The sequence below is a fragment of the Hoskinsella mucinilytica genome (genome assembly GCF_045223415.1).
Lineage (GTDB): Bacteria > Bacillota_I > Bacilli_A > Erysipelotrichales > Erysipelotrichaceae > Hoskinsella > Hoskinsella mucinilytica.
In genome coordinates this window covers 1-16,580 of sequence record NZ_JBEQZJ010000059.1, presented here as the reverse complement: position 1 = coordinate 16,580, position 16,580 = coordinate 1, and the positions used below count along the sequence as shown (strand labels likewise).

General features: G+C 35.9%; 16 protein-coding genes and 1 pseudogene. 15 read left to right on the top strand and 2 right to left on the bottom strand.

Translation table 11 applies throughout. From position 1 onward, the window contains the following. The first annotated feature begins 163 nt into the window (after positions 1 to 163). The 8 genes from UGRO018_RS16220 to rlmD all read left to right on the top strand — a co-directional run bounded on the left by UGRO018_RS16220 (position 164) and on the right by rlmD (position 7,869). Positions 164 to 523 carry an ArsR/SmtB family transcription factor gene (locus UGRO018_RS16220; protein ID WP_416327551.1) on the top strand — a complete coding sequence of 120 codons (360 nt, stop codon included), beginning with the start codon at positions 164 to 166 and terminating at the stop codon, positions 521 to 523. A gap of 23 nt (positions 524 to 546) precedes the next feature. Beyond that, positions 547 to 3,000, top strand: a complete 2,454-nt coding sequence (locus UGRO018_RS16215; RefSeq protein ID WP_416327550.1) for a heavy metal translocating P-type ATPase — start codon at positions 547 to 549, stop codon at positions 2,998 to 3,000. Positions 3,001 to 3,040: 40 nt separating this feature from the next. Then, positions 3,041 to 3,463, top strand: a complete 423-nt coding sequence (locus tag UGRO018_RS16210) for a bacteriocin (RefSeq protein ID WP_416327549.1) — start codon at positions 3,041 to 3,043, stop codon at positions 3,461 to 3,463. 159 nt (positions 3,464 to 3,622) lie between these two features. Continuing rightward, positions 3,623 to 4,645 (top strand): alpha-hydroxy-acid oxidizing protein, encoded by a 1,023-nt coding sequence (locus UGRO018_RS16205; protein WP_416327548.1) that lies wholly within the window; start codon positions 3,623 to 3,625, stop codon positions 4,643 to 4,645. Positions 4,646 to 4,657: 12 nt separating this feature from the next. Beyond that, entirely contained in the window at positions 4,658 to 5,047 is a 390-nt protein-coding gene (locus UGRO018_RS16200; protein ID WP_416327547.1) for an Inorganic pyrophosphatase, read from the top strand. A 112-nt stretch (positions 5,048 to 5,159) separates the two neighbouring features. Further along, the gene (locus UGRO018_RS16195) at positions 5,160 to 5,648 is read left to right on the top strand and encodes a DUF4358 domain-containing protein (RefSeq protein WP_416327546.1); all 489 of its coding nucleotides are present in this window, start codon (positions 5,160 to 5,162) and stop codon (positions 5,646 to 5,648) included. Positions 5,649 to 5,665: 17 nt separating this feature from the next. Continuing rightward, a complete protein-coding gene (locus UGRO018_RS16190) occupies positions 5,666 to 6,502 on the top strand; it encodes a YihY/virulence factor BrkB family protein (protein WP_416327545.1) in 837 nt (278 codons plus the stop codon). Between the two features lie 56 nt (positions 6,503 to 6,558). Beyond that, positions 6,559 to 7,869 (top strand): 23S rRNA (uracil(1939)-C(5))-methyltransferase RlmD, encoded by a 1,311-nt coding sequence (gene rlmD / locus UGRO018_RS16185; RefSeq protein ID WP_416327544.1) that lies wholly within the window; start codon positions 6,559 to 6,561, stop codon positions 7,867 to 7,869. A 274-nt stretch (positions 7,870 to 8,143) separates the two neighbouring features. Here rlmD and UGRO018_RS16180 read toward each other — a convergent pair whose 3' ends face one another. After that, entirely contained in the window at positions 8,144 to 9,493 is a 1,350-nt protein-coding gene (locus UGRO018_RS16180) for a DUF2812 domain-containing protein (protein WP_416327543.1), read from the bottom strand. Beyond that, positions 9,490 to 9,810 (bottom strand): PadR family transcriptional regulator, encoded by a 321-nt coding sequence (locus UGRO018_RS16175; RefSeq protein ID WP_416327542.1) that lies wholly within the window; start codon positions 9,808 to 9,810, stop codon positions 9,490 to 9,492. The genes UGRO018_RS16180 and UGRO018_RS16175 overlap by 4 nt, the downstream gene beginning before the upstream one ends. A gap of 281 nt (positions 9,811 to 10,091) precedes the next feature. On the opposite strand from UGRO018_RS16175, the gene UGRO018_RS16170 reads away from it, so the two are divergent. The 7 genes and pseudogenes from UGRO018_RS16170 (at position 10,092) to UGRO018_RS16140 (ending at position 16,528) form a co-directional block, all read left to right on the top strand. Beyond that, the gene (locus UGRO018_RS16170) at positions 10,092 to 10,601 is read left to right on the top strand and encodes a Na+/H+ antiporter NhaC family protein (RefSeq protein WP_416327541.1); all 510 of its coding nucleotides are present in this window, start codon (positions 10,092 to 10,094) and stop codon (positions 10,599 to 10,601) included. A 12-nt stretch (positions 10,602 to 10,613) separates the two neighbouring features. Next, positions 10,614 to 11,414 (top strand): annotated as a pseudogene (locus tag UGRO018_RS16165) (Na+/H+ antiporter NhaC family protein); the annotation flags it as partial. A 103-nt stretch (positions 11,415 to 11,517) separates the two neighbouring features. Next, entirely contained in the window at positions 11,518 to 11,871 is a 354-nt protein-coding gene (locus tag UGRO018_RS16160) for a molecular chaperone Hsp90 (protein ID WP_416327540.1), read from the top strand. Positions 11,872 to 12,026: 155 nt separating this feature from the next. Next, complete coding sequence (locus UGRO018_RS16155; RefSeq protein ID WP_416327539.1) at positions 12,027 to 14,510, top strand: diguanylate cyclase domain-containing protein; 2,484 nt, start codon at positions 12,027 to 12,029, stop codon at positions 14,508 to 14,510. A 31-nt stretch (positions 14,511 to 14,541) separates the two neighbouring features. After that, positions 14,542 to 14,913: a transporter gene (locus UGRO018_RS16150; RefSeq protein ID WP_416327538.1), complete on the top strand. Its 372-nt coding sequence runs from the start codon at positions 14,542 to 14,544 to the stop codon at positions 14,911 to 14,913. 138 nt (positions 14,914 to 15,051) lie between these two features. After that, complete coding sequence (locus UGRO018_RS16145; RefSeq protein WP_416327537.1) at positions 15,052 to 15,465, top strand: carboxypeptidase-like regulatory domain-containing protein; 414 nt, start codon at positions 15,052 to 15,054, stop codon at positions 15,463 to 15,465. Then, on the top strand, positions 15,458 to 16,528 hold the full coding sequence (locus UGRO018_RS16140) for a peptidoglycan-binding protein (protein WP_416327536.1): 1,071 nt from the start codon (positions 15,458 to 15,460) through the stop codon (positions 16,526 to 16,528). Before UGRO018_RS16145 ends, UGRO018_RS16140 begins: the two co-directional genes overlap by 8 nt. Positions 16,529 to 16,580 lie beyond the last annotated feature (52 nt).

Below are 16,580 nucleotides of genomic sequence, written 5' to 3'. Positions count from 1 at the left end.
GTTTAACATATTCAATTTTATAGTAAGCAGGTTGTTTTTCTTCCTGCTTTTATTATACGAAAGCTTCTGTGTAATATTCAGAAGCTTTTTCTTTACAAATCAAAACATTTGGATTATAATACATATGAACATATATTCATATGTTAAAGTGAGGATGATGAATATGGATAAAAAAGCACCATGCTGTGAAGAATTACAAGTCCACGAGGATGTTGTAAATCGCATACAAAAGGAAATGCTGACACAGGATCAATTCAATGATCTTTCTGTATTGTTTAAAATGTTTGCAGATCCTACACGCTTAAAAATTTTAAGCCTGTTATTCAAAGAGGAATTATGTGTTTGTGATATCTCTATTTTATTGGAGATGACACAGTCAGCTGTTTCTCATCAATTAAGTGTATTGCGGCAAAATCGATTGATAAAATATCGACGCAGTGGAAAAAATATATATTATTCCTTAGATGATGAGCATATACAGATGATTTATGATGCGGGCTTAGCTCATATTCTGGAATCGTAATACCGATAAGGAGGGTAAACATTATGGAAAAGATTTATCTTTTAGATGGTTTGGACTGTGCAAACTGTGCAATGAAGATAGAGAAAAAGATTGGTAGGCTTACCGGGGTAAAGGAAGCCAGTGTAGATTTTGTTTCAAAAAAATTATTTGTGGATTGTGAACAAGAAATGGAAGAAGATATCCGAACTTGTGTGGTAGGGCTTGAACCTGATGTGCGTGTCATTGATGTCACAAAAGATAAGAAAACACATCCATCAGATACGATGCAAGAACACCACCACGAACATGAACATCATGGTGATTGTTGTGAACATGAACACCACCATGAACATCATGATGGTTGTACGTGTGGACATGATCACAAGCCACATGAGGAACGTGTGTTAGAAAAAGCAGAAAAGCTTTATATTGAAGGTTTAGATTGCGCTAGCTGTGCAGCGAAAATAGAACAGCATATCAAAAATATGAAAAATGTTAAGGATGCAAGTCTGAATTTTTCAACCGGTGTATTATTTGTTGAATTACAAGATCAAACACACAAAGAGGATACATTAAAACAAATTCAAGACACGATTCCAACTTTAGAGGATGGTGTGATCGTTACGATGGAAAAGCAGGAGAAACAAGAGAAAAGATCCTTGTTTTCGATTCGAGATAACTATCGTTTATATGCAGGTATCCTATTATTCCTTGTGGCGATCCTTTTAGAAAAAGAAAGCTATTCTTTATGGATCTTTATTGCGGCTTATGTTTGTGCCGGCGGTAAAGTGGTATTTACTGCAATCAAAAATATCTTAAGAGGAGAAGTATTTGATGAAAACTTCTTAATGAGCATTGCGACCATCGGAGCTTTTGCGGTTCAATCTTATGAAGAAGCTGTAGCAGTTATGATTTTTTATGAAATCGGTGAGATGTTTCAATCTTATGCAGTGAATCGATCAAGAAAATCTATTTCATCTTTGATGAACATCAGAGCTGATCATGCGAATTTATTAATAGATGGTAAAGAAACAAAGGTTGATCCAAAACGTGTTTCCATCAATGACTTGATCTTGGTAAAACCAGGGGAACGTGTTCCTTTGGATGGTGAAGTAATAGAAGGAACATCTTCTTTAGATACTTCTGCTTTGACCGGAGAATCCATGCCTAGAGAAGTACAAAAGGGGGATGAGGTGCTTGCAGGTGTGGTAAATCTAAATGGTGTATTAAAGCTTCGTGTGAATAAGGAATATGGAGAATCTACGGTTTCAAGAATTTTGGAGCTTGTGGAAAATGCCAGCAGTAAAAAAGCACCAATGGAAAAATTTATCACAAAATTCGCAAGAATATATACACCTACTGTAGTTGTATTGGCGATTCTTGTTGTTGTGGTTCCAACGCTGTTCATACAAGATGCACAATTTTCTCAATGGCTATATCGTGCGTTGACCTTCTTGGTAGTATCATGTCCATGTGCTCTGGTCATTTCCGTACCTTTGGGTATGTTTGCCGGTATCGGAGCAGCTAGTAAACAAGGAATCTTGATCAAAGGTGGAAACTATCTAGAAGCACTTAAGAATGTAGATACGGTAGTATTTGATAAAACAGGAACATTGACCAAAGGGGTCTTTGGGGTTAGTGAACTTCATTCTTTAGCATGTTCTCAAAGTGAGTTGTTACAGCTTGCGGCATATGGAGAATATTACTCTAATCATCCGATTGCATTAAGCATTGCCAAGGCATATGATAGTGAAATCGATCAGACAAAGCTTGCGAATTATGAAGAGGTGGCAGGCAATGGCGTACGTGTCCAATATCTTGGAAAAGAGCTTTTGGCAGGTAATCATAAGTTAATGGAACGATATCATATCGATTATGAAACAAGTCATGCCATCGGTACCATCATTCATATTGCCTATGATGGTGTATATCAAGGATATGTGTTGATTGCAGATGAAATCAAAGAAACAAGTAAAGCGGCAATTGCTGCATTAAAGGCAAGCGGTGTAAAAAAATGTGTCATGTTGAGTGGAGATCGTCAAGAAGTCGGTGATGATGTTGCTAATAAATTAGGGTTAGATGAAGTTCATATGCAATTACTACCGGCAGATAAAGTGGAACGTGTAGAAACCTTGTTGAGCCAAGAGGCAGAGAAACGAAAACTTGCTTTTGTCGGTGATGGTATCAATGATGCTCCTGTGTTAGCCAGAGCAGATATTGGTGTTGCGATGGGAGGCATCGGTAGTGATGCAGCCATTGAAGCTGCGGATGTCGTATTGATGAAAGATGATCCGGCTTCTTTGAGTGTCGCCATTCGTATCGCACGTAAGACCATGGTGATCTTATGGCAAAATGTGACCTTCTCCTTGGTTGTGAAAATCGGTGTTCTTCTGTTAACGATTTTAGGTCTAAGTAATATGTGGATGGGTGTATTCGCAGATGTTGGTGTAACTTTATTAGCGGTATTGAATTCCATGCGTGCACTTAAGGTTGATTAACAACAAAAAAACCGATATAATAATCGCTAGAGGTGAGAACATGAAAAAAATGATTCTGACAATGCTTTGTGTGATGTTGATGATGAGTGGATGTAGTACAGGCAAAGGAAAGCTTGAATTTGTCAGTATTGATCATGCATTTGAAATGATGGATGAAAAACAAACTTTCCTCTTATTGATATCGAGAGAATCTTGTTCTCATTGTGAAGATATGTTAGATATGCTGAAGAAAGAGTTACCAAAACAAGATTTGATATTATATAATGTGGTCATGGATGAAAGCAGTGAAGAAGCTTATGATCACGATAAAAAACAATTGGAAGAGCGTTTTGAAGATCCAAATCGAACACCTCATGTATATTTCATCCAAGCCGGTGAAGTAAAAGATGAGCTACTTGGTTACAGTAAGGATGAACCGGAAAGTTTCTGGGATTGGGTCAAAACATTGCCTTTGAATGAATAGAATATAGAGGGAAATCAACGTTTCCTTCTTTTTCATTTGTATAAATGATAGTGTTTTCAATGAAAAATAATGAAAATGTTTTAAAACCATTGATAATTTTTTTCATAAACAGTATAATATATAAGCGAGTAAATAATTATGACAGAAAGTGGTGCATTCATGAAAACTTGGGATGAAGTTTACGCCCATGCGAAAGAGAAATGTAAGATCTGCAGATGCTGTATACAATGTAACGGTGTTGCCTGCAGAGGAGAAACGCCTGGTCCTGGTGGAAAGGGCAGTGGTAGCTCATTTGTTCGCAATGTGGATATGTTATCTAATGTATTGATTCGGATGGATACGATCAGTGATCACAGAGAAGTAAATACGGAAGCTGATTTTTTCGGTCATCAAGTATCTATGCCAGTCTATGCTGCTCCAATCAGTGGAATTAAACAGAATTATGGCGCTGATATGGATGACTTGGATTATACAAGAGAACTTGTGGAAGGTTGTATTGCGGCGCATACGATTGCTTTTACTGGCGATGGTATGTACGATGATATGTTCAAAGGTCCCGTAGAAATCTTAAAGCAACAACACGGATATGGTGTTCCAACCATTAAGCCATGGAGCAAAGAGCATATGAAATGGAGAATGGAATTATCCGCTGATGCTAAGGTCTTAGCGATAGCCAGTGATATTGACGCAAGTGGTCTTACAAATCTTAGAAAGAGTGCAACACCGGTTGAATTTAAGACGGTCGAAGATTTAAAGGAATTAAAACAAATGGCAAAAGTACCTGTCATTTTAAAGGGTATTTTAAGTGTGAAGGGTGCACAAAAGGCTTTACAAGCCGGTGTGGATGCTATCATCGTCAGTAATCACGGAGGTCGTGTATTGGATCATTGTCAAAGCGGTATCGAAGTACTAGAGGAGATCGTTAAGGCAGTAGATGGACGAATGAAGGTTTTTGTAGATGGTGGTTTTCGTAGCGGAAATGATGTTTTTAAGGCACTTGCCTTAGGCGCAGATGGCGTATTGATAGGTAGAAGCATATCTCAGGCAGTCATTGGTGATGGCGCACAAGGAGTAAAAATCTATCTGGATAAAATACAGCTGGAGCTAAAAGAAGCAATGGCAATGGCAGGCTGTAAAACAATTTCAGATATATCTAGAGAACATGTAATTGTAAAATGGTAAAGGAGGAAACTTATGAAATCATTTGAAAATAACGCATTTTTTTGGCAGAAATTAGACACATTATATTTATCAGGGAAATTGGTGGTAGACCAACCAAAGAATAGCTCCCATTATAAATATTCTAATTTGGTGTATCCTGTAGATTATGGATATTTAAGCGATACAGCAGGAGATGGACAATCTCCGATCGATGTATTTAAGGGATCTGAGAAAACAAATCTAGTACAGGCAGTCGCAGTCAGTGTAGATATTTTGAAAAAAGATTGCGAAATCAAGCTTTTGATCGGATGTACAGAAGATGAAATCTATGAAATCTTAGAGTTCTTAAATCAAACAGAATTTCAAAAAGCAATTCTTGTTCATCGTGGAAACGATGTTCCAGAATGGGCACAGAACGATTAAGCTGAGCAATCAGCTTTTTTTCATTATGCGCACAATAAGTATCAGGGAATCGTAACTTTCTTATTGCATAATTAGAAGTAATTCTTCATATAGTGGAGCATGGAGGATGAAAATGAAATCTATCAAATGGTTTATAGTATGCTTATGCGTTTTTTGTTTGTGCGCTTGTTCTCCATCCATGGGACACTTTGAAGATGGTTCTATTGAATTGAATGAGCTGGTACGAAAAATCAATGAAAAGAGTGCGAATGGTGAATGGGAGTTTCCTATCTTGCAAGAAAAAGAAACAGCACCTAATATCGTTTCTACACGTTATGCAATAGATCTGACACAAGTGATGGATGGACAAGTATATGAGGCACTTTTACCTGCCCAAATCGGAGAAATCGCCTTTTTTCATATGGAAGAGGGAAAAGAAGCACTAGTGAAACAGGCGATACAACATCGTTTGAAAGAGCTCAAAAAAGAGTGGGGAACTTTGATTTATGATGCAGAGGAGCTTATCAATACATGTATAGAAGGAAAAATTGGAGAATATTACTATGTAATGATTGGTAGAGATGCGCAAAAAGTGGTAAACTATATTCAAGATATCAAGTAAAGAAATGGGTGTTAAATATGCGTAGGTTTATTGATCTGTATAAAGAATTCACTTCCTTTGAAGGGAGTCTATTTAAATACTCTTTATCCTTTTCTTTTTTACTTGCGCTAGCTCCTTCCTTGGTCATCATCGTTATGTTGTTTAAATACGATCTATTGCCAATTGATATGATCATCGATTTTATCATGAGCTTTATGCCATATGAATCTAGTGAAACAACGGTCACTACGGTGATTCAGTTCTTTCTTGATCGTCAATATAATTTAGTGAGCTTTATCATTACGCTATGTGTTTCCTTTTATCTTGCCAGTAAGATCGTGTTTTCCTTTTTGTTGATCAGTGCATCACATGAAGAAATTGAAGTTCCCAAATGGGCAATACGGATCAAATCAGTGGTCTTATTTATTTTGTTTTTAGCGGTGTTGATCATCAGTGTTGCGGTAGCGACCTTTTTGAAAGATTATTTGCCTTTGGTATCTTCTGTTTTAATGTTGGTATTATTTACTTTGGCATATCGTGCTTTGAGTTTTCGTAAGCGCCATTGGTCCTTTGGCATTCTGGGAGCTATCTTTACTACTTTTATGATTTTATGTCTTGCCTCTTTATTTATCACCATCATCAACCATTTTACGAGATATCAGGATGTTTATGGTCCATTGGCCAGTTTGGTGGCATTATTTCTTGCAATTTATTTGATTTCCTGTATCATTTATTTTGGTTTTTGCTTGAATATCGTATTTGAAGATGAATATCGTCATGAAAGTAAATTGCCAATGAAGAATCCAAAATATTTTGCATTTTGTGTAAAAATAACAGATTATATCCAAAGTAAGGTCATTGACAGAAAGAAATAGTATCCCAAAATCAAACGATATGGTATGATGAATAAGAAAGTTAGAGGTTGACATTTATGAAAGTAACAATAAAGAAGATCGGAATCAATGGTGAAGGAATCGGCTATCTCGATCGCTTACCGGTATTTGTACCAGGTGCTTTGATCGATGAAGAGGTCGATATTCAAATTATTGAAAAAAATAGACGATATGCAATGGGTAAAGTAAATCGAATCTTGAAAAAAAGTAAGGATCGCATCAAACCCAAATGTTTTGTACAAGGACGTTGTGGAGGATGTCCATTGATGGATGCTCGTTATCCAAAACAATTAGAATATAAAAAGGAGCTGTTGAAACAATCACTGATCAAATATGCGCAAGTTGATCCACGACTCATTCAAAATGTCATTCCCAGTGAAGATGTATTTGAATATCGCAATCAATTTAAAATGCCTTGTGCTATGGAAGAAGGACGTTTGACATCAGGGATGTATTTGCCAAACAGCAATTATTTCTTGGGAATCGATCGTTGTATCATTCATAATGATGCATTGGATCATTTTCGTAAGGATGTCATGAGAGTATTAAATGAATATGATATGCCGGCGTATGATCATCATGAAAAATCAGGTATTCGTAATCTTATCGTACGTGGATTTGATGGTAAATTTCAATGTACGATCGTTACTGGTAATGATGAATTATCGCAAGAAGCGATCGATGCCTTGATGAAGATAAAAGGAATGTATAGTTTATGGCAAAGCATACATACAACGAAAAAAACACCTGAGGTATTTGGAAATACTATGATATTTTTAGCAGGACAACGATTATTGCCACTTACCTTTGATGGATTACATCTAGAATTATCACCTAGAAGCTTTTTTCAATTGAACACAAAACAGGCAATACAATTGTATCGAGGAATAGCCGGTATGATCAAAGATGGTAATGATCTTATTGTGGAGGCCTATAGTGGTGTTGGTGGCATTTCCATGTATCTAAAGGATAAGGCGAAGGAAATCATCGGTATTGAAAGCATTAAGGATGCAGTGGTCAATGCTAATAAAAATGCAAAAGCGAATGGATGTGAGCATGTATCTTTCTTGTGTGATGATGCCGCAAATAAGCTTACTTATTTATCAAAGAAAAGAAGCATAGATGTATTAGTGGTCGATCCTCCAAGAAGTGGTCTGGATGATGCAATGTTGGAATGTATCTTACGAAGTAGAATCAAACAAATCGTTTATGTTTCTTGTAATCCTGCAACCCTTGGAAAAAATCTTGCAGTATTACAATCAAGATATCAGGTCAAGAAAGTTCAACCATATGATATGTTTCCACATACACCTATGGTGGAAACGATCGTTATGCTATCACGTAAATAAATGAATTTAAAAATAGAGCATTTGTATACATCTAAAACGATGAGCATGTGCTCTTTTTTTGTTACTAGGAAATAATTGTAAGAGAGCTGATAAGTTGATGTAACATATCAATCATTTGGTTTGATGATAATGTTGATGATCATGTGTCTTGGGCATTGATTTACACTCTGAATTTATCATTTAGAGCAACCGCTGTATCATGAGATAAAAAAAACAGTGATAACTTGACGTTGTGTCAAATAATCGCTGTTGTTGCCGATTTATATCTTTTTTTTCAATGACCTAACTTCGCTTTAATGATCGCCATTTGTTCAGTAGTAGGCTCCCAGTTACATTCCATCAATACAAGAGTCTTATCATAGCATAGAAGAAATATTGATTTTTCTGCTCCATCATCGCTTACAAAGCGATATACTTCTTCTGCACCCCAAGGTTTACTGTCTTGATCAACCATATGACCTTTCCAAAACGCTGAAATAATACATTGTTGTTTCAATGATCCTTTACTGAACTCATAAATGATCGGTATCTTTATGTTATATATATCATATTTTAGGTCTGGTATGTTTGATGAGCTTTTATCATCAAAACCTTGCATGTGCTGAATTTCTAAATGCTCTAAAAAAATAGATTCATCTGTGCTCATTGTGGTTAAGTAGTCATAGTCCGTATCAATTAAATCAGATATTTGTAAGGGAACTTCTTCATCAAAACGGAAATCATAAACTGGTTTTTCCCAAAAAACATATACACTAATAGATAGAACGATTCCATAACATACAAAGGCAATAAGAAAACTTCCAATTAAAGTCACTAATTGATTGGTTCCAGTAGATATCTGTTTTCTTTTCAAATATTTTTTTATGGTATTCGTTAAGAAAAACGTTGCATATACACACAATATGACGGCGAAAGAGATTCCTGCCATGAATGGTTTTTTTACAAATATGAGATTGATGATCCAATAAGCAAGTACCAATATCATAAGTCCTACCATATATTGTTTAAAACTTGCAGTAGAAGGTGTTTCAAGAAAAATTTCCTGTTCAGCTGCTTTCTTTGCTTTTTTGTGCCATATCTCATATGAGATGAGTTCCACAGAGCTTATCAAAAATAAAAGTAAGCTCAAACAACCAATTGTAAAATTCATAGGACTAGCAATGAGTTTTAAAGTATCACTGATGAAGGATGACAAAAAGAGAAGTGTCAAAATCAAAGATATGATAAAAAGCAGTTTATGCGCTTTCAGATAATTCGCTTTACAAGCTTTATGAATTGTTTCTACTTCAATGGTAGGATCGGTGTCTATGGGAATCGGGTTAGCTTCAAAGTTATAAAAGATTTGCATTTGAAACCAAGTACAAGCGAGCACCCACTTTGTCTGTGCACAAAAGTCCAGGAATGTTTGTTGATCTTGTGATGGAATTGGATCAAAATCTGATGCCTTTGGATAATAACTGACAGTAAAATGAAGTTTTTGAGGTTCTATTCTACGATAAGTCCAAAATAAATTTGAAACATGTTCTATCATCCAACCAGTTCTTGCCATATCTTCCAGGTGTTTTTCAATGCCGGTATGATCATAGAAAGAAAAGAATGCGAAACGACGCTTTGTATTTTTCATTTGGTGTCCTCCTTCATAATTGCGTTATAGTCCGCCAATTGTGCTTCGATACGGATACGTTCTTTGTCTAACATATCTAATCCTTTATCTGTGAGAATGTAGCTTCGTCGGCGACCTTCTACTTTTGTTTCTTGAATCATATCAGCCTCTAAAAATTGTTCTAACAAGGTGTATAGTGTTCCAGAACCAATATGAACACGATGGTTGGTCATTGCCGGAACACGTTCAAGAATATCCATACCATAGCACTCATCTTTCAAACATAGCAAAGCGTAAAACATTTGCTCAGTAAGCGTTCGAAATTTTGCTCTTGCCATATTGATAACCTCCTATTCTCGATTATCGAGTTTATGTAACGATTATATACTCGATAATCGAGTATGTCAATGAAAGTAGAATAAAATTAGAAAACTTGTACAAAATAAGTATCTATATTTTTAAGAATCATTGCTAAAAGCTATGAGAGTTGCCTTGGTAGAGTTATGTAGGTGTAAAAGATGTAACCATAACCAAAGATTTCCTTATTTTTCTATAAGCATAAAAATGGCGTTTTTCTAATTGCTATGGTACAGTAAAAAACTGAAATGGAGTTGGTAAAATGGAAAAACGATTAGATTTGAAAGGGTGGGCCTTTTTGCCGTTCATCGTGTTTTTGATACTTTATGTTGGATCTGGTCTACTCTTCACTTATTGGAAGGTACCACAGCCCTTTGATCAATTTTCTCGTTTTTCAGCTTTATTGTTTGCTATCAGCGTAGGTCTATTCATGGCACCAAATATACCTTTATCAAAAAAAGCAGATGTGTTTTCTAAACATGCGGGTGCATCAGGTGTTATGATGATCGTATTGATCTATCTTTTAGCTGGTGCCTTTCAAAGCACAACGCAATTTATTGGTGGAAAACAGTCCCTTGTAAATCTAGGTTTGACTTATATTCCGGATGTATTGCTAGTTCCTGGTATTTTCTTACTATCTTGTGGTATATCAACTGCAATAGGAACATCTATGGGCACGATTGCGGCGATTGGACCGGTTGCGGCAAGTGTTGCACAAGGAGCAGGATTATCTTTACCAATGACCTGTGCTGCAGTTATCGGTGGAGCATAATTTGGCGATAATTTATCATTGATATCAGATACGACGATTTCCGCAACGCAAGGTGTAGGAGCTAAGATGAAAGATAAATTTCAAGCAAATTTTCTACTTGCTTTACCTGCTGCCATCATCGCTTGTTTCTTATTTTCGCTATTTGGTAGGAGTGCAACGATACAGGAAATCGGAAGCTTTGATATCATTTTGATCCTTCCATATTTGATCGTATTCGTAACAGCACTATGTGGTGTCAATGTGATACTAGTTCTTTTGATTGGGATATTTTCCACTGCAGTGATCGGTGTATTCTATGTTGGAGTAGATATCATGATGTGGATAGAAGCGATATCCACAGGTATGGAACAGGTATTCTCTATTTCTATGGTCGCAATTCTGATTTCAGGCATCATCGGTTTAATTAGGTTTTATGGTGGAGTAGAATGGTTGATACAGATATCTCTTTCCAAAGTGAAAAAACAAAAGCATGCGGAATATGGCATAGGTTTTTTGTCCGGACTTTTATCTGCGGCCTTGATGAATAATACGTTAGCTATTATGATTTGTGCCCCTATCGCAAAAGATATAGGTAAGACCTATCAAATAGAACCAAAACGGCTAGCAAGTATATTGGATATATTTGCCTGTGTATGTTTATCTATACTACCTCATGATGGAGGGGTTTTGATGATGTCCTCTTTTACGGGAATCGCACCAACTGAAATTCTTCCCTATTCCTTTTATTCCTTTGCCTTATTCATCATTACTTGCCTTAGTATTCAGTTTCCTAGGACTAAACACTCTTTCGCATATAACAAAAATAAGATATAACATGTGAGTAGTTATAAAGTATGCTTTTACGGATAGATACCGGATTGTAAGGATGATGGTATTATGATACTATATCTTTAGAAGAAAGAGAGGTATTCCTTTGATGAATAAAGACGTATGTGAAATCATGGTAGAAAAGACAAAGGCATTGATGAATGCATCCACCTGTTGTGATGCGGTAAAAGAGGCTGCACAAAATTGGTTAGATGCGATAGGAAGTGACCAAGAAGCGAACGTGAGCGAGACTTATTTTAAGGTACTAGAAGAAAATATCGTACCAATCGATGAGTTGATTGCTTTGGCAAAATCAGAAGATGGTATCCATTATTTTGGCGCAGAAACAGCTAAAAAGATTGAAGAACACGCTGAAAGTATCAAAGCGAAAGGGGCAAGTTTCTGTGATTGTCCTGCTTGTGCATTGGTAGCAGAAATTCTTGCGTTAAAAGAAAAAGCATAACATAAGAAATAAAGAGGAAGGAATTGGATTTTGTATATCTAAATACCTTCCTTTTCTTATATTAGGAAATCTTTTATTGTTGTTGTTGGGCTTTCTTTACATTCTATGATAAAATAAATATAATAACGAGATGAAATACAACGGGAGAAATGATGATGGACAAAGAACAAAAGGAAGCAAATCAAGGGTTTGAAGAAATGATGAAACAAATGGGAGTCGCCATAACAAAGCATATCATGGATGAATCATTCACCATTTGTTGGGGAAATGATGCTTTTTATCAAATGACTGGTTTTACAAGTCATAGTTATTTAGAACGATTTACAAGTCTGAAAGCATATGGGGATGCCTATTTATATGATTTTAAGCCAATGATGTGTTTTTTTTGTAATGCTTATCGAAAACAAGAACAAAATGCATCTTATGTGATACAATTGCCAATACATCCAAAAGGTGCGATGTGGGTAAAGGTAGTAGCTTCTTTTCTAGAACAAGAAAATGAAGTTCCTTTTGTTTATATTGTATATACTGATATCAATGAAATCATCCTTCGACAAGGAGAACTTTATCAAAATGAAAGAAATCGATTACAAAATTTAGAATGGATCTTATCTGAATCTGTCGCAAATGTTTATATCAGTGATATGGATACTTATGAATTATTGTATTTGAACAAGAAACTTTGTGATACTCTTCAAACTAGCAAAGATCAATTGTTAGGAAAAAAGTGTTACGAGGTTATTCAAGGAAGAACAAGCCCATGTCCATTCTGTACAAATGAACAACTTTTGTATAATGAAACCTATGAATGGGAGTTTTATAACCCCTATCTTAAAAGAACATTTATGATCAAAGACAGAATGATCTATTGGAAGGAACATAGAGCTAGATTAGAATTATCCTACGATATGTATCATAAAACATATCAAAAAACAAAAAAGGATCAAGAAAGAGATGTTATTTTAAAAACCATTCCTGCCGGTATGGTGAGAATTCACGCACATGATCATCGTTGTGTAATTTGGTATAATGATATCTTTTTATCTATGTTAGGGTATACAAAGGAACAATTTGAAAATGAAGTACATAATCGTTGTAATTATATGCATCCTGATGATTATAAACGAGCAAGCGAAGTAGCAAAGAAAATGAAAAAAACCGGAGAAAATGCAGTATTGGAAGTACGTGCATATACACGTTCCAAAGAAGAGCGGATATGGACCGTTACCTTGTGCTATGTGAGCGAAGAAGATAGTTGGGATGGGATACCATCTTTATACAGTATTGGATTGGATATCACAGCTGAGCGTAAGAAAATGGAAAACTTGCGACATATTGCTGAAAAAGATGCATTAACAGGTATTTATAATCGATCAGAAGTAGAACGACAAATAAAGGAATATATAGAAGAACATAAGGATGCTGTTGCAGCATTGTTTATGATTGATACCGATGATTTTAAAAGAATCAATGATACCAAGGGGCATATGATCGGAGATATGGTATTAGCTGAAATGGCAACGGGAATGAAAAAAATCATGCGTGATACAGATGTTGTGGGAAGAATAGGTGGCGATGAGTTTACGGTCTTCATGAAAGATATTCAATCATTAGATGACGTAAAGAAAAAAGCAACAGATCTTATCAACATGTTTCGACATTTATTTGAAACTGAGAAAAGTCCAGTATCGGTAACCTGCAGTATCGGTATTGCTATCTATCCAGAGGATGGTTCGTCATTCAAAGACTTATATGTAAAAGCGGATCAGGCATTGTATCAAGCGAAGAGTCAAGGAAAAAACAGCTATATCATTTATGATTCCGATGTGTTCCGAGAAGCCAAAAACATCAAATATATATCTTATAGAACAACTATAGAATCAGAAAAACGTTATGATTCTTGTTGTGATAATTTGACTCGTTATGTTTTTCGTACCTTATATGAAGCAAAGGATATCGACAAGGCAATGAATTCTGTTCTTGAAATAGTCGGTAGACAATATGATGTAAGCAGAGCATACGTGTTTGAAAATTCAGAAGATGGATTATATACCTCAAATACGTATGAATGGTGCAATGAGGGAGTTACACCTGAAATTCATCATCTACAGAATTGTGATTATCGTGCTTATGGAGATTATGAAAAACTTTTTGGAGATGATGATATCTTTTATTGTCGAGATATTCATACCTTAAAACCTGAACAAGAAGAATTGTTATCTCAACAAGGTATTCATTCTACCTTACAATGTGCATTCTGGGATGAAAGCAAATTCAGGGGTTTTGTAGGCTTTGATGAATGTAGTGGATTGCGATTATGGACACAAGAGGAAGTAACAACGTTATCCTTGATTTCTCAGATTTTATCCACCTTTTTACAACGTAAAAAAATGAAACGAGCAAATATTGAATTAGAACGATATCAAACAATTTTAAATTATTTAGGCGAATGTATCTGTGTTTTATCAAAGGATGAGCAACAAGTATTGTATCTAAATCAGCCGTTTCAAGAATGTTGTCCGGAATGTAAGATCGGGGATCGTTATCATATAGATGATCATCATTTTCACAAACTTCCTATTCAATGGGATGGAAAATGCGCTTATCTTTATGTAGAAAGGCTACCTGAGATTCTTTGATTATCTTTGTTTATGAGAGAGGAGCATCCTTATGCAGTTTCTATATAATTTCAGTGTTGCATTATCCATCGGTATAATGATAGGCTTTTTTTGCGGTGCGCTCAAACTGAGTCAAAAGAAAAGCTACACGAAAAAACGTATCGATGCCAGTAAAAGATTTCAAAAGAAAGTATCTACTGTTTTAAAATATATAACGATTTTATTGTTGATCCTAGGCTTGGTGTGGTGTAGTTATTTTTTGATCCTTGGAGCTATTGATTCCTCTCAATCAGAATATGCGACCAATATGTCGCAATTAATTGTATCCGTCTTAACAGTCGTTTCTATCATTTTTGCCTTTTTTGAATTTATCAGGCGTCTTGATGATGGTCTATATTCCGATAAAGAACATGAGGAATCATAAAAATGATGGATGTGTATGAAGTGATCAATGAAAATAGAAACCATATGTTTGATTGAAGTTTATTTATAAAGTTTTTAAAACATACCGAAAGGCTAGTCAAATGTCCCATGATGAAAAGAAAACAGGACATATGCTAAAATGGAGGTGGTATTTATCACGAAAGGATATTTACGCATCGAAGCAACGAATGAGCATCAACAACCTGTTTCGAATGCATTGATTCAGATTTATCATACTGATATGAGTCCAGAAAATTGCATTGTTACTGCACGTACTGATGAATCTGGTAGATTTGGTGACGTTCAATTAGAAGCACCCGATATTTCTTATTCCCAGATTCAAAGCACCCAAAGACCGTATGCCCAATATCATGTAGCAGTAACAGCAGATGGCTATGATATTGAGGAAAGACGAAATGTACAGGTTTTTCCCGAGGTAGGATCCACTTTATATGTTCAAATGCAAACCTCGGTCGATGGATTTCAAAGACGAAATGTCATCATCTTTGAAGATCATAAACTGTTTAAAGAAGAGGTGAGTAAGGATGCTTGAGGAAGTCATCCTTCCTACTACCATCACTGTACATTTAGGAAGACCTACTGCTTCAGCAGAGAATCTAACTGTTGATTTTGTTTATTATCTTAAAAATGTTGCATCTTCGGAAATTTATCCGACTTGGCCATATGAAGCATTACGGGCTAATATATGGGCTCAGATGTCACTTGTTTTGAATCGTGTTTATACAGAATGGTATCGAGGAAGAGGTTATGGCTTTGATATCACTAATTCAACTGCATATGATCAGGCTTTTGTAAAGGGAAGAAATATCTATGATAATATTGCGGAAGTGGTAGATGAGGTAGTTGGAGAGTTTTTACAGAAACCGTTTTATCGGGAGCCATATTATGCGGAATATTGTGATGGGAAAATTGCACAATGTCCGGGGATGAAACAATGGGGAACTTTGGATCTGGCAAATCGAGGTTATGACTCTATGAGAATCATACGATACTATTATGGGGATAATATTCAGCTTCGTGAAACAGATAATGTTCAACCGATTACTCCATCTTACCCTGGATATGCATTACGGTTAGGATCGAGTGGTCAATCGGTTTTTATCATACAGGAACTTTTGAATGGTATTGCAGTGAATTATCCCAATATTCCATTGATCTATCCTCCTGATGGTATCTTCGGCAGTGTAACAGAAAATGCAGTTCGTGTATTTCAGCGTCAATTTAATCTGACAGTGGATGGTATTGTCGGCTTAGCAACATGGAACATGATATCACGTATTTATGTCGCTGTTCGTAAGCTTGCGGAATTGGGTAGTTTAGGAAGATTAGAGGGTTACTTTACAGGGTTATGGACCGGTAAGGTGCTTCGCCGTGGAGATGTGGGAATTGAAGTTCAGCAACTACAATATTTCCTTTCCATTGTAGCTGAAGAATATGAATCCATTCCTTCGGTTAGTGTAGATAGTCGATTCGGTGCCGGTTTAGAACGTTCTGTCAAAGCATTTCAAAGAGAATTCGGTTTGGTACAGGATGGATTGGTAGGACAGGTAACATGGGATACCATTTATCAGGTTTATGTATCGATCGTTTCTTAAAATAGAATCGGAAACTAAAAAACGCTGTAACATAAATCAGCGTTTTTGATTG